14 protein-coding genes are annotated in these 12,907 nt (G+C 69.3%); 12 read left to right on the plus strand and 2 right to left on the minus strand.

Annotated features, from left to right (window positions below; genetic code table 11):
• The first annotated feature begins 52 nt into the window (after positions 1–52).
• The 4 genes from Mth01_RS22215 (at position 53) to Mth01_RS22230 (ending at position 3,484) form a co-directional block, all read left to right on the plus strand.
• Positions 53–544 (plus strand): pyridoxamine 5'-phosphate oxidase family protein, encoded by a 492-nt coding sequence (locus Mth01_RS22215; protein WP_204017851.1) that lies wholly within the window; start codon positions 53–55, stop codon positions 542–544.
• A gap of 36 nt (positions 545–580) precedes the next feature.
• Positions 581–775, plus strand: coding sequence for a ferredoxin (locus tag Mth01_RS22220; protein ID WP_204017852.1), 195 nt, complete (start codon positions 581–583; stop codon positions 773–775).
• 113 nt (positions 776–888) lie between these two features.
• Complete coding sequence (locus Mth01_RS22225; RefSeq protein WP_204017853.1) at positions 889–1,974, plus strand: alcohol dehydrogenase catalytic domain-containing protein; 1,086 nt, start codon at positions 889–891, stop codon at positions 1,972–1,974.
• A 64-nt stretch (positions 1,975–2,038) separates the two neighbouring features.
• Positions 2,039–3,484, plus strand: coding sequence for an ATP-binding protein (locus Mth01_RS22230; RefSeq protein ID WP_239089903.1), 1,446 nt, complete (start codon positions 2,039–2,041; stop codon positions 3,482–3,484).
• Between the two features lie 121 nt (positions 3,485–3,605).
• On the opposite strand, the gene Mth01_RS22235 is transcribed toward Mth01_RS22230, so the two are convergent.
• Positions 3,606–4,256, minus strand: a complete 651-nt coding sequence (locus Mth01_RS22235; RefSeq protein ID WP_204017854.1) for a TetR family transcriptional regulator — start codon at positions 4,254–4,256, stop codon at positions 3,606–3,608.
• Between the two features lie 191 nt (positions 4,257–4,447).
• Here Mth01_RS22235 and Mth01_RS22240 point away from each other — a divergent pair, with 191 nt between their 5' ends.
• Complete coding sequence (locus Mth01_RS22240; protein WP_204017855.1) at positions 4,448–4,624, plus strand: hypothetical protein; 177 nt, start codon at positions 4,448–4,450, stop codon at positions 4,622–4,624.
• 16 nt (positions 4,625–4,640) lie between these two features.
• Here the strand turns inward: Mth01_RS22240 and Mth01_RS22245 are convergent, their stop codons facing one another.
• Positions 4,641–6,176 (minus strand): RNA polymerase sigma factor, encoded by a 1,536-nt coding sequence (locus tag Mth01_RS22245; protein ID WP_204017856.1) that lies wholly within the window; start codon positions 6,174–6,176, stop codon positions 4,641–4,643.
• A gap of 380 nt (positions 6,177–6,556) precedes the next feature.
• On the opposite strand from Mth01_RS22245, the gene Mth01_RS22250 reads away from it, so the two are divergent.
• From Mth01_RS22250 to Mth01_RS22280, 7 genes are all read left to right on the plus strand, one after another.
• Entirely contained in the window at positions 6,557–7,645 is a 1,089-nt protein-coding gene (locus tag Mth01_RS22250; RefSeq protein WP_204017857.1) for an ABC transporter ATP-binding protein, read from the plus strand.
• Positions 7,642–8,319 (plus strand): ABC transporter permease, encoded by a 678-nt coding sequence (locus tag Mth01_RS22255; RefSeq protein ID WP_204017858.1) that lies wholly within the window; start codon positions 7,642–7,644, stop codon positions 8,317–8,319. The genes Mth01_RS22250 and Mth01_RS22255 overlap by 4 nt, the downstream gene beginning before the upstream one ends.
• On the plus strand, positions 8,316–8,978 hold the full coding sequence (locus tag Mth01_RS22260) for an ABC transporter permease (RefSeq protein ID WP_204017859.1): 663 nt from the start codon (positions 8,316–8,318) through the stop codon (positions 8,976–8,978). The genes Mth01_RS22255 and Mth01_RS22260 overlap by 4 nt, the downstream gene beginning before the upstream one ends.
• A gap of 42 nt (positions 8,979–9,020) precedes the next feature.
• Positions 9,021–9,938, plus strand: a complete 918-nt coding sequence (locus tag Mth01_RS22265; protein WP_204017860.1) for an ABC transporter substrate-binding protein — start codon at positions 9,021–9,023, stop codon at positions 9,936–9,938.
• A 32-nt stretch (positions 9,939–9,970) separates the two neighbouring features.
• Complete coding sequence (locus tag Mth01_RS22270; RefSeq protein ID WP_239089904.1) at positions 9,971–10,462, plus strand: flavin reductase family protein; 492 nt, start codon at positions 9,971–9,973, stop codon at positions 10,460–10,462.
• A 36-nt stretch (positions 10,463–10,498) separates the two neighbouring features.
• Positions 10,499–12,343 (plus strand): asparagine synthase-related protein, encoded by a 1,845-nt coding sequence (locus Mth01_RS22275; protein WP_204017861.1) that lies wholly within the window; start codon positions 10,499–10,501, stop codon positions 12,341–12,343.
• A gap of 204 nt (positions 12,344–12,547) precedes the next feature.
• A partial coding sequence (locus Mth01_RS22280; protein WP_407695967.1) for a carbohydrate-binding protein occupies positions 12,548–12,907 on the plus strand: 360 nt, incomplete at its 3' end.

Here is a 12,907-nt window from a genome sequence, read left to right on the forward strand (position 1 = left end):
GATTCTGCCACGCCCCTTGCCGGTTTTTATGCAACATGTTCTACTTTGCATCGTGAAACAGCGTGACCGGATAGCCATGACCGAGAACGAGATCGCCGAGTTCCTCCATGGTGGCCGCAAGCTCCAGCTCGCCACGATCAATCCGGACGGCATGCCACACCTGGTCACCATGTTCTACGGGCTCATCGACGGCGCGATCGCGTTCTGGACGTACGGCAAGTCCCAGAAGACCCGCAACATCGAGCGCGATCCCCGGGTGAGCTGCCTCATCGAGACCGGCGACGACTACGCCGAACTGCGCGGCGTGCTCCTGTACGGCAGGGCGCGGCGCATCGACGACCCGTCGGGCGTCCTCGACGTCGGGATGGCGGTGACCCGGCGGATGACCGGCATGACAGCCGACGAGGTGGCGGAGATCCGCGAATACGTCGAGCACACCGGACGCAAGCGGGTCGCCTTCGTGGTCGAGCCGTTCCGCGTCGTGTCCTGGGATCACCGCAAGCTCGGCGGCGATAGCGTGAGGCAGCGGCGATCCGAAGAATGAGATCGTCATGACAGCCGCACGACAGGAGGACGCGCCATGAGGATCAAGGTCGACTACGACGTGTGCGAGGCGAACGCCGTCTGCATGGGCCTCGCCCCGGAGGTCTTCGAAGTCGACGACCAGGACATGCTCAACGTGCTGACGCCCGAGCCGCCGGCCGAGTTGCACGACCGTGTACGGCACGCGGCGCGGTCCTGCCCCAAGGCCGCCATCACCATCGTGGACGACTGACCGCCCCACAGACTGACCGGCCCCACAGACTGACCGGCCCAACAGACTGACTGACCCTCATGGACGACTGACGAGGACCATTCCCCTACAGACCGGACAACCAGGAGGTCCCCATGCGCGGCGCGCTCTTACATGCGGTCGGCGACGAGAAGCTCGACATCCGTGACGATTTCACGCTGACGCCGGTGGGACCGGCCGACGTCCGCGTACGTATCAGGGCGACCGGGGTCTGCCATTCCGACCTGTCGGTGCTGTCGGGCGTGCTGCCCATGCCGCTGCCGGTGATCCCGGGTCACGAGGGCGCGGGAGAGGTCGTCGAAGTGGGCGACCAGGTGACCTCCGTACAACCTGGCGACCACGTCATCATCAACTGGACGCCCGCCTGCGGCGACTGCCCGAACTGCATCGTCGGTCAGCCGAACCTCTGCATGACGTACATCATGAAGAGCTTCGCCGAGGCCAGGTTCCGTTACGACGGAGACAATCCGGCGTTCGGCATGTCCGGTTGCGGCACCTGGGCCGAGGAGATCGTGGTCCCCTGGCAGGGCGCCGTCAAGGTCGACCCCGCGGTGCCCTTCGAGGCCGCCGCGCTGATCGGCTGCGGCATCACCACCGGCGTCGGGGCCGTGCTCAACACGGCGAAGGTGCGGCCGGGGTCGACCGTCGCCGTCGTAGGCTGCGGCGGCGTCGGATTGTCGGTGATCCAGGGCGCCCGGCTGTCCGGCGCGACCACGATCCTCGCGATCGACCCGCTGGAGTCCAAGCACGAGCTCGCCAAGAAGGTGGGCGCGACCCACGCGTGCACGCCCGACGGGCTCATGGACGCGATCGGCACGCTGACCGGCGGCCAGGGCTTCGACTACGGCTTCGAGGTGGTCGGCAGGTCCGCCGCCATCATGACGGCGTGGCAGGCGACCCGGCGCGGCGGCGACGTGATCGTCGTCGGGGCGGGAGCCATGGACGACCAGGTCCCGCTGACGGCCTTCAGCCTGCTGTTCGAGGGCAAGAACCTGCTCAGCTCGATGTACGGCGACGCGGATGTGCGCCGGGACTTCCCGCGCTTCGCCGCCCTTTACAAGGCGGGCAGGCTCGACCTGGACAGCATGATCAGCTCCAGGATCAAGCTGGCCGACCTGAACGACGCCGTCGCCGCGCTCAAGAGCGGCGAAGTGCTCCGCCAGATCGTCGTCTTCGACTGACACACATCGCTGCACCCCCTATGTAGATAGCATCTAGCTAGATGGCATCTACATAGGGGGCCTGATGGTGCGATCGACGTTCATCGGACGCCGAACCGAGCTCGCCGTGCTCCGCAAGCGCCTCGACCAGGTGCGTGTCACAGGCAGCGGAGCCGCCCTGGCCATCAGGGGCCGTCGCCAGGTGGGCAAGTCTCGGCTCGTGCAGGAGTTCTGCGACCAGGCCGGCGTGCCGTACCTGTACTTCACCGCTACCAAGGGCATGTCTCCGGTGGAGTCGGTGGCGGAGTTCTGTGCGGAGCTCGCGGACTCATCACTGCCGCCGACACCGGAGCATGTCGTCCAGTTGACCAGCGGAAGCTGGCCCGAGGCGTTCCGGGTCCTGCTCGCGGCACTTCCCCCAGGTGCCGCGATCGTCGTCATCGACGAGATGCCCTGGCTCGCCGAGCAGGACGACCTGTTCGACGGAGCGCTGCAGACGGCTTGGGACAGGCTGCTGTCGGCCCGGCCGATCCTGCTGCTCCTGCTCGGCAGTGACCTGCACATGATGGGGCGCCTGACCGCCTACGACCGTCCGTTCTACGGGCGTGCCGACACCATGGCCCTCGGGCCGCTCAACCCGGCCGAGACCGCCGAGGCCATCGGCCTGACGGGAGCGGACGCGGTGGACGCCTATCTCATCAGTGGCGGCCTGCCGGGAATCCTTCGCGCCTGGCCGTCGGGCACGCCTGCGCTCGATTTCATCCGGGCGGAATGCGCGGACCCGGCCTCTCCCCTGTTCGGTGTGCCCGAGTCGGTGCTGCTCGCCGAGTTCCCCACGCCTGACCAGGCCCGCCGGGTGCTGGAGGCGGTCGGTAGCGGCGACCGGACGCAGGCCGCCATCGCGGCGGCGGCAGGCGGACGTGAGGGCCCACTGAAGTCGGGCTCGCTCTCTCCGCTTCTGCGTAGATTGGTGGAGGAGAAGCACGTTCTGGCCATCGATGAGCCCTTGTCAATCCAGTCGGGCAAACCGGCGCTGTACCGGATCTCGGATCACAACCTACGGATGTATCTGGGCGTTCTGCGCTCAGCGGCCGAGCACGTACGGCGCGGCCGGCCCGACATGGCCTTCCGGCTGGTGGAGCGGCGATGGACCAGTCTGCGCGGCCGGGCGGTGGAGCCGATCGTACGCGAGGCCCTGGGAGTCGCGGCCGCGGTGGGGGAGCTGCCATGGCCCGAGGCGGAGGCCATAGGCGGCTGGTGGAACCGCCAGTTCGCCCCCGAAGTCGACCTCGTCGGCGCCGATCGGTCCCCCGTGGCCCGCCAGATCGCGTTCGCGGGATCGATCAAGTGGCTCGGCACTCCGTTCGACGGGCATGACCTCGCCAAGCTCCGCCGCGATGCCGCGCTGGTCCCCGGATTCGAAACCGGGGTGAGCGGTCTGGCCGTGGTATCGCTGTCCGGAGTCCACCCCGACACCCAACGTGTCGATCTCCTGTGGGGAGCAGAAGACGTCATCGACGCCTGGCGCTGACTCCACCTCCCCGCACACCCTCCCCGCGATCTCGCACTTGCTCGCACACACCTACGATGAGCTGCGCTTACCGCATTTGTTTATCTTGCAGTCTCGGGGTGTCGCGGCATCGGGGGTTTGGTCAGAAGTCGGCTACGAGGCGTTGGGCGGCGAGCTCGATGCGTGTCTGGATGTCGTCATAGGTGCGCTTGCCGCGCAGCATCTCCAGTAGCTCGTGCACCCAGATGGCGGCCAGCGACTCGGCGAGCGCGAGCCGCTCCCTGGTGACATCCCCGGAGGGGGCCTCGGCGATGACCCCGTCCGTACCGGTCCTGCCCGCGGCGACCCGCAGCAGCAGCCGCGCGAGCCGCTCTCCGAACGGCGTCTCGACCTCGGCCATGATCAGCGAGCGGATGAGGGCGTCGGCGAGCTCCGGCTCCCGCATGAGGCCCCGGGTGGCGCGCATCAGGACGTCCACGGCCCGGCCCGCCGGGGTGCCGGACGCGGGGGGACGTCGCTCGATGCTCGTCTCCAGCAGGTCGATCTCCTCGCTCACCACCGCTACGACCAGGTCCATTTTCGAGGGGAAATAGCGGTAGAGCGTGCCGAGGGCGACTCCGGCGCGTTCGGCGACCGTACGCATCTGCATGGCTTCGACGCCGCCTCGTGAGGCGAGTGCGGCCGCTGCCTGGACGATGCGCCGACGCCGCTGGTGCTGGCTGCGGGCGCGGACACCGGTGGCCCCCTTCGGGGGTGGCGCCGGGTCGTCGGTGGCCGCTCGCGAGGTACGCATGAGAACACGTTATCTGATTCCCACCATCCTGGAAGGGTTACCATTCAGTCACAAAACCTCGCATTCCTCCATACGTTTTCTGGCTATTCGCCCAGCTGTGACCGCCTCGGAAATCCGGCCTCTGGACGGGTATTAGAAGCTGTTCTAGCTTTCCGTTCAGGGGCGCGGGACGAGACCTTCTGGGCGACCCGGTGGACTTCGCTCTGGACGCGGACCGGATGGAACTGCGCACGCTGACGTCGGGACTGCTGAGTCGAGAGGTCACGCCGACCGGGATCGAGGCACACGAGAAGAGCGGCCGGCCGTACGACCAGGTGATCTGGAAGGCGATGGCGAGGGCGGGCCTGGCTCCCGAACCGCCCAGGTGAGCACTTCAGCCGACGATCAATGCGTGACCATGTTGGGCAGCGCGAAAAACACGATCAAGGCGATGGCCAGGCAGATCAGGAAGCCGACCAGCTCCCACGCCCAGTCGTAGTGGCGGTCGCGGTTCCTGACGCGCTTGCTCCGCGCCCGCGCCGCCTTGGGCGCTCTGCTTTCCCCGGCGGTCTTGCTCTCGGTCTCCTTGGTGGTCGGGCCCTCACCGGCGGCCGGTGCGGAGCCGGACGTCGTCGAGCCGGACGTCGTCGAGCCGGACGTCGTCGAGCCGGACGTCGTCGAGCCGGGTGCGGCGAAGACGGGCGGCGGAGGGTCGACCTTGGCGGTGGTCCCGTGACCACGCCGCGTCTCCTGCCTGTCCGGGCTGTTCTCCCTCGGGGCGTTCTCCGACTCAAGGGGCCGGAACGCGTCGAACGGCTCGGTGGCGGGACCCGATGCCGCCGTCACGGGAAACCCGGACACGGGGGATTGGGCTGTGGGGGATGGGGTTGCGGGAGGGCCGGACCGGGTGGGCGTGACGTGCGCTGTGCCCGGCGCCGTGTCCGTCGCTGTGCCCGGCGTCGTTCCCGTCGCGTGGGACGCCGTCGTGTTCCCTGTCGTGTTCCCCACCGTGCCGCGTCGTCTGCGCGTACGGCTCTCGCCGAGCGCGGCCAGCAGCGAGCCGCGCAGCCTGGGCATGGGCTCGGTGGTGGCCTCATGCTTGGCCCTCCGTCTCGGCCTGGCCGAACCGAGCGCCTCGGTCTGAGCCGAGCCGGTCTGAGCCGAGCCGGTCGGGACCGCGTCGGTCGGGACCGCGTCGGCCGGGACCACGCAGGTGTTGCTGACCTGGTCGGGCGCGCTCAGCGGCAGCGGCCAGGACGGAGCGGTCGGCCAGAGCCGCTTGATCGGCAGCGGGGGAGCGGCATCGGCCGCACCGGGGTCCTGGTGAGGCAGCGATGACAGCACCCGGCCGCGTACGTCGGCGGAGGGCCGGCGCCAGGGCAGCCGGGCCAGCACGTCTTCGATCGGGGCGACGCCGATCGCGTCGTAGATCTCGGCCACATCCGGGGCGAGGTACGGCGCCGACCTGACGGCCGACACCGCGGTCGCCAGAGTCTGGGCGAAGCGATGCCTCGCTCCGGCCGTGAGATCCTCGGCCGTGTCCGCGGCGACGTCCAGCACCAGAGACAGTTCGGGCTTCGTCAGCCCGCACACGGCGGACAGCAGCAGCACCTCACGCTGGTGCGGGCGGATGTCGCGGAACACCCGCTCGATGAGCGCGGTGGCGGGATCGACGGCCGAGTCGACGGCGGGCATGGCGTAGCTGACGTCCCGGCGGTAGATCTCCCGGCGGGCCAGCGCGTAGAGGACGGCGCGCGGCGGTTCCCCGAACGGCAGCGCGGCGAACACCGCCACGACGGCGTCGCCGGCCGACGTGGTCTCACCGAGTTGGTCGTGACAGTACGCGAACAGCCCGGCGGCGTGACGCTCGTAGAACTCGGCGACCAGATCGCTCCGGGAGTGCTTCCCGGTGAGCGGCTGACCGATGAGCGGTGTAGTCACGACCGCCTCCTGGGTGGTTCGGAGGGCAGACAGGAAGCCCGAGGCCAATCATGCCAAGACATCACGGGTCGGCGCACCTCAGATGCCCTATTGGTCGGCATATTGGGGGGCATTCGGTCAAGATCTCCGCGTATCATTCGTGTGTTCGAATTCAATGGCTGCTCGGACATGTCTACCTTACGGCCGTAGGCTGACGGTCAGGAGTCAACAACAAAAGGGTCATCAAGACAACGGGCATCGGCACGAGGTCAGGGGCAGGGAGCAGGGACGATGCGGGGCTGAAGAGGCAGGAGTCGGGGCGGCGGGCCCGGCGGGCCGGCGGCGCGAGGGTGACCACGACCCGGCGGCGCCGGCGGGATCAGAACGACGGGACGAAATCCTTGATCATATTCGACGGTGTCACCAAGCGTTATCAGGACGGCACGGTCGCGGTGGACGACCTGAGCATGGAGGTGCCCGGCGGGGCGATCACCGTGCTCGTCGGGCCGTCCGGGTGCGGCAAGACCACCTCGCTGCGGATGATCAACCGCATGGTCGACGCCACCTCGGGCCGGATCCTGCTCGGCGGCCGGGACGTGCGGGAGATCGACCCGGCCACGTTGCGCCGGGGCATCGGATACGTGATCCAGCACGCCGGCCTGTTCCCGCACCGCAGGATCGTGGACAACGTGGCGACTGTGCCGTACCTGCTCGGCTGGAACAGGAAGAAGGCCCGGGCCCGCGCGATGGAACTGATCGAGCTTGTGGGCCTCGACCCGAAGCTGGCGACGCGCTATCCCTTCCAGCTCTCCGGCGGCCAGCAGCAGCGCGTCGGGGTGGCCAGGGCGCTCGCGGCCGACCCGCCCGTGCTGCTGATGGACGAGCCGTTCAGCGCCGTCGACCCGGTGGTGCGGACCGGACTGCAGGACGAGTTGCTGCGTCTCCAGTCCGAGTTGCGGAAGACGATCGTGTTCGTCACCCACGACATCGACGAGGCGATCAAACTGGGCGACACCGTGGCCGTCCTCCATACGGGAGGCAGACTCGCCCAGATGGCCGGACCGGCCACGCTGCTCAGCGAACCGGTCGACGGTTTCGTCCGCGAGTTCCTCGGCCGGGACCGCGGCATCCGGCGGCTGTCCTTCATCTCCGCCAAGGACGTCCGGCTCGACCCGGCGCCCGCCGATCTCGCCGTCGGCGGCGACGACCGCCCGATCGGGCTGCGTGTCGACGGCAGGCTCGTGCCGTACGGAACCTTCGATCCGGAGAGCGACTCGATGCGCGCGGCGCTGGACGCGGCGCTGCTGTCGCCCGACGGCACGGCCGTGGCGGTCGACGGAGACGGCCGCGTGCTGGGCGTGGCGACGCGGGAGGCGCTCGACGCCGTGCTGCGGAAATACGCCGGAGGCCTCCCTGACCAGAGAGCACCGGCCGATCAGAGAGCACCGGCCGATCAGAGAGCACCGGCCGGCGAGGGATCACCGGCATGAAGAGCGAACCGCTGATCCGCTGGGACTGGATCACGCGGAACTGGGACAACGGCAGCCCGTCCGCGATCAGCACGCTGCTGGAGAGCCACCTCCTGATGGCCTTCGTCCCGGTGCTGCTCGGGCTGCTCGTCGCCCTGCCGCTCGGCCTGGCCTGCGCGCGCTGGCCCCGCCTCTACCAGCCCACCGCCGGCCTGGTGAACGTGATGTACGCGCTGCCGTCGCTCGTGCTTTTCTCGATCTTCCTGTCCGTCACCGGGCTGACCCCGGCGACCGTCATCATCCCGCTGACGTTCTTCACACTGGCCGTGCTGATCCCGGCGGTGGTGGACGGGCTGGCCTCGGTGCCCGACCACGTGCGGCAGTCGGCGGTGGCGATGGGCTTCCGGCCGCTGCGCCGCCTGCTCCAGGTCGAGTTGCCGGTCGCCGTACCGGTGGTCCTGGCGGGTACGCGGGTGGCGACGGTGTCGAGCATCAGCCTGGTCAGCGTGGGCGCGCTGATCGGGCAGGGCGGCCTCGGCGAGCTCTTCATGGACGGGTGGCAGCGCCAGTTCTACACCCCGATCATCGTGGGAATCGCGCTCATCGTGCTGCTCGCCGTGCTCGCCGACGGCCTGCTCGTGCTCGCCCAACGGTTGCTCACCCCATGGTCCCGGGCATGGAGGGACGCGCGATGAGCTGGCTGATCGACTTCTTCGGGAACGCGGCCAACTGGTCCGGCCCGTACGGCATTCCCGTCCGGCTGCTGGAGCACCTGGAGTTCTCCGGGGTGGCGTTCCTGATCGCGGCCCTGATCGCCGTGCCGCTCGGCATGTTGACCGGACACACGGGCCGGGGCGCATTGATCGTCGTCGTCTCGGCGAACGCCGCCCGTGCCCTGCCCACGCTCGGGCTGCTCGTGCTCGTCGTGTTGCTGGCGGGCGTCGGCACCGCGGCGCCGGTCCTGATCCCGCTGATCGTGCTGGCCGTTCCGCCGATCCTCGTCAACACCCATGAGGGCATCCGCGGAGTGGACCCCGACCTGCGCGACGCGGCGTACGGCATGGGCCTGCGCGGCCGGCAGGTCCTCTTCCGGGCGCTGGTCCCGGTCGCGCTGCCGCTGATCCTGCTCGGCCTGCGGCTCGCCGCGATCCAGGTGGTGTCGACGGCCACGATCGCGGCGTTCGTGGGGCTGGGCGGACTCGGGCGGTTCATCATCGACGGCATCGCCACCAAGACGTACGCCGACGTCATCGGGGGAGCGGTCCTCGTGGCCGCGCTCGCGCTGGCCGTCCAACTCGGTTTCACGCTGCTCCAGCGGGTGACCGTCTCGCCGGGAGTGCGTAACCTCCGTTGATCTGTTAACTTCTCCTACTTTTCCGACTTGAAGGGATTCATGATGATCCGACGCATCCTCGGCGCGACCGCCGTAGCCCTGGTGACGACGCTCGCCTTATCCGCCTGTGGCGGCGCCGACCCGCTGAACACCGCCGCGGGGTCGGCTGACTCCGCCACCTCGAGCGGACTGGCCGGCCCGGTCGTCGTCGGCTCCTTCGACTTCCCCGAGAGCGTCCTGCTCGCCTCGATCTACGCGCAGGCGCTGCGTGCCAAGGGCATCACGGTCGAGGAGAAGCCCAACATCGGCAGCCGCGAGGTCGTGTACGACCAGATCAAGAGCGGCGGACTGACCGTTCTGCCCGAATACGTCGGCTCGCTGCTGGCGTTCGTCGACAAGAACAGCACGGCCAGGTCCCAGAGGGAGATCATGGCCGAAGTGAGGGCGAAGCTCCCGGCCGAACTCGTGCTTCTGGCACCGTCGGCCGCCGAGGACAAGAACTCGCTGAGCGTGAGCAGGAAGACCGCCGACAAGTACGGCCTGGCCACGATGGAGGACCTGGCCAAGGTGTCGAAGAACTTCGTCGTCGGCGGACCGCCCGAGTTCAAGCAGCGCCAGGAGGAGAACCTCAAGACCGTCTACGGCATCGAGTTCAAGCAGTGGAAGCCGACGGGCGCGACCACCGCTGACGCGATCAAGGGCGGCACGATCCAGGTCGGCAACGTGTTCACCACCGACCCCAAGATCGTGCTGAACGACCTGGTGCCGCTGCAGGACACCAAGAACGCCTTCGGCGCCGAGAACGTCACCCCTCTGGTCTACCGGGCGGGGGTCGACGCCGAGGTCACCTCGACCCTCGATGACATCTCGGCCAAGCTCGACACCGCCACGCTCGTGTCGTTGATGAAGCGGATCGCCGTCGACAAGGATGATCCTCCGGTGGTGGCCAAGGACTGGCTGACCCAGAACGGGCTCCTCTGACCCGTCCGGATGGCCCGACCAGACAGGAAGGAGTGAGCTCGTTGCGCGGATTGTTCACCGAGGCCATGGCCCAGGCGGCGGCCGGGGTGGCGGTGGTCACCGTACGGGACGGCCGCGACGACCTCGGCGTCACCGTGACGTCCCTGACGTCGGTATCGCTCGATCCTCCCCTCGTGCTGGTCGGTCTCACCTCGACGAGCTATCTGACCGAGGTGCTGCTGCGCCGGGACCGGTGGGCGGCCAGCCTGCTCGCCGACGGCCAGCAGGCGATCGCCTCGCGGTTCGCCGCGGCCGGTCGGCCCGGCGCGCGCCTGCTGCTGTCGGGGGCCGCCCACCATCGCGGCCCCCACAGCGACGCGCTCGTCGTGGACGGCGGCGTCGCCGCGATCGAGGTCGAGACGACGCAGGTGGTCCCGGCGGGCGACCACACCCTGTTCATCGCGGAGGTCCGCAACATCGATTACGTCAATGCCGCGAAAGCCCCATTCGTCCGACTGCGCGGCCGGTATCGTCCGGTTCTCTGACGACGTGATCGCGATTTCCACCGATGTGAGGTCTTCATGCGCGTTTTTCTCGCCGTGGCGAGCAAAGGCGGCGGCTCCGCCGAGCCGCTGCTCGACAGCGTGATCCGGCAGGCGGAGGACCTGATCGAGCAGGCTTTCCCGGTGCCCGCGGACACCGTGACCTCGGCTCGGCACCGATTTCCCGGGGCCGTACTGCTCGGCTGGGGAAACGAGGGCGACAGCCGTACCCGGCCCGAGCTCGTGACCGCGACGCGGGACGCGGCCATCGGCGTCACCGGGCGGTTGCTCGACTGGGACGACGTGGGGAGGCTGCTCGGCCCGTCCTCGTCGGGCCTGTCGATGGGGGAGATCGCGCTCGGCACGCGCGGGTGTTTCTCCGCCATCAGGATCGAGCCGGGCGGGCTGACGGCCGTCACCGACATGACGCGGGCCTGCGGGATCTTCTACGCGCAGACCCCGGAGCTGCACATCGTCGGAAACCGCGCGCTTCTCGTGCACCTGGTGGCCCGGGGCGGCGGTCCGGTGGCCTGGGACGTACGGGCCCTGCAGTCGATGGTGCGTCAGGGCTACTTCCTGTCCGACGAGACCCCGTTCGAGGGGGTCGCCGCGCTGCCCCCGTCGTCGACGCTCGAGGTGCGCGACGGCACCGGCCACGAACGGATCAGGCGGATCACGACGGTGCCGCTGCCCACGGCAGGTCCCGTGCCGACATCGTCCCGGGGCAGGCGTGCCGCGATCGAGGGCCTGGCCGAGGCGCTGGTGGAGACGGTCCGGCCGCTCACCGACCAGGTCAACCTGGCGCTCACCGGAGGACGCGACAGCCGGCTGATGGCGGCGCTTCTCCACGCGGCCGGGGTGCCGTTCCGGGCGACCACCAACGGCCTGGACGACCACCCGGACGTCGTGATCGCCCGGCGGATCGCCGCCAAGCTCGGCGTCGAGCACAACGTGATCGCGCCCAAGCGAACGGAGCGGCGCGACGCGGTGCTGGTGGAGCATCCGCTGCGCCGTACCCACGAGGTGCTGCGCACGTGTGAGGGTATGACCTCCGCATACGAGAGCATCGTCGAATACCTGCCCTACAGCTCGAAGCTCACCATGTCCGGGCAGAGTGGGGAGATCCTGCGCGGCGGCTTCCTCTACAGTCAGGGAAATCCCGCGCCGGCCGCGATGCGGCGCCGGGTGGACGCGTTCTTCCTGAAGGACGAGGCCTTTTTCACCGACGACGCCAACGCCCATGCCCGCGAGCTCGCCACGCCCTGGCGCGAACGCGCCGAGACCGATCCCGCCGGGGCGCTCGACCACATATACGTCACCTATCGGGTGGGCAGATGGCACGCGGCGGCGCGCGCCGGATCGCTGCGCAGGGGCGACGCCGTGCAGCCGTTCCTCGACAACCGGGTGGTGGGGGCGGCGCTCGCCCTCGACCCGCTGTGGCGCCGCTCGGAGGAGGTCGTCCACGAACTGATCGGCATCTTCGCGCCGCGGCTTCGGGGGATCCCGCTCGAGGGCGCCGAGTGGAGGTTCCGGGCCGAGCGCACCCCCTCGAGGTGGGAGTCGCTGCTCGCCCGCCGCCGGTCGTCCACGCCCAAGAAGCCGGCCGCGCCCAAGCCGAAGGGCGGCGGAAGCAGTTGGAACTGGCGGACCAGCCCGGGAGAACGGCTGACCGCGGTGCTCCGCGACGGCGTGCTCGGCAACGGCGTGCTCTGGGACCTCGTCAGGAAGGACGCCGTCGAGGAGATGTTCGCCGCGCCCGTGGTCAAGCAGCCCGCCCTCGCCTGGAACCTCTACACGGTCGGCGCGATGCTGTCCGGGGCCTACCCCGGCGACGCCCCCGGGGACCTCGACCCCATCGAGGTGCTCATCCCGTCGACAAGCTGATCCGCGGCCGCGGATCCGATCGGGAATGCCTTAGCGGAGTCTTAAACGGAGATTAACCGGCGACTCGGGTGTTGACCGCCGGCTGACGTGAACGTAAGCTCCAGGATTAACTGATAGGAAACTTTCCTATGAGTTTCCGGGACACCCCCCTACCTGGAGCTACTCTTGCGAAAAATGTTGCTGGGGTCCATGGTCGCAGGCGCAATGTTGCTCGCGCCGCTCGCCATCGGGACCGCCACCGCCGCCACCGCCCCCCAGAGCGCGGTCGCCCTGGCCTACCCGGCCTGGGCCCCGAACACCTACTACGCCGTGGGCGCGCGGGTCACGTACTCCGGCAAGGACTACGAGATCGTCCAGCCACACACGTCCCTGGCCGGCTGGGAGCCGCCGAACGTCCCGGCCCTGTGGAAGCTCCTCCCGGGCGGCTCCACGCCGTCGCCGTCCGCCACTCCGACGAAGCCTCCGACGAGCCCGTCGCCGTCCGCGACCCCGACGAAGCCTCCGACGAGCCCGTCGCCGTCGCCGTCCGCGACCCCGACGAAGCCTCCGACGAGCCCGTCGCCG

This window comes from Sphaerimonospora thailandensis, assembly GCF_016863115.1.
Lineage (GTDB): Bacteria > Actinomycetota > Actinomycetes > Streptosporangiales > Streptosporangiaceae > Sphaerimonospora > Sphaerimonospora cavernae.

Coding starts and splice junctions, on each gene's coding strand:
- Mth01_RS22265 (WP_204017860.1), top strand. CDS start 9,021: ATGATCCGACGCATCCTCGGCGCGACCGCCGTAGCCCTGGTGACGACG.
- Mth01_RS22235 (WP_204017854.1), bottom strand. CDS start 4,256: ATGCGTACCTCGCGAGCGGCCACCGACGACCCGGCGCCACCCCCGAAG.
- Mth01_RS22255 (WP_204017858.1), top strand. CDS start 7,642: ATGAAGAGCGAACCGCTGATCCGCTGGGACTGGATCACGCGGAACTGG.
- Mth01_RS22230 (WP_239089903.1), top strand. CDS start 2,039: ATGGTGCGATCGACGTTCATCGGACGCCGAACCGAGCTCGCCGTGCTC.
- Mth01_RS22260 (WP_204017859.1), top strand. CDS start 8,316: ATGAGCTGGCTGATCGACTTCTTCGGGAACGCGGCCAACTGGTCCGGC.
- Mth01_RS22225 (WP_204017853.1), top strand. CDS start 889: ATGCGCGGCGCGCTCTTACATGCGGTCGGCGACGAGAAGCTCGACATC.
- Mth01_RS22220 (WP_204017852.1), top strand. CDS start 581: ATGAGGATCAAGGTCGACTACGACGTGTGCGAGGCGAACGCCGTCTGC.
- Mth01_RS22275 (WP_204017861.1), top strand. CDS start 10,499: ATGCGCGTTTTTCTCGCCGTGGCGAGCAAAGGCGGCGGCTCCGCCGAG.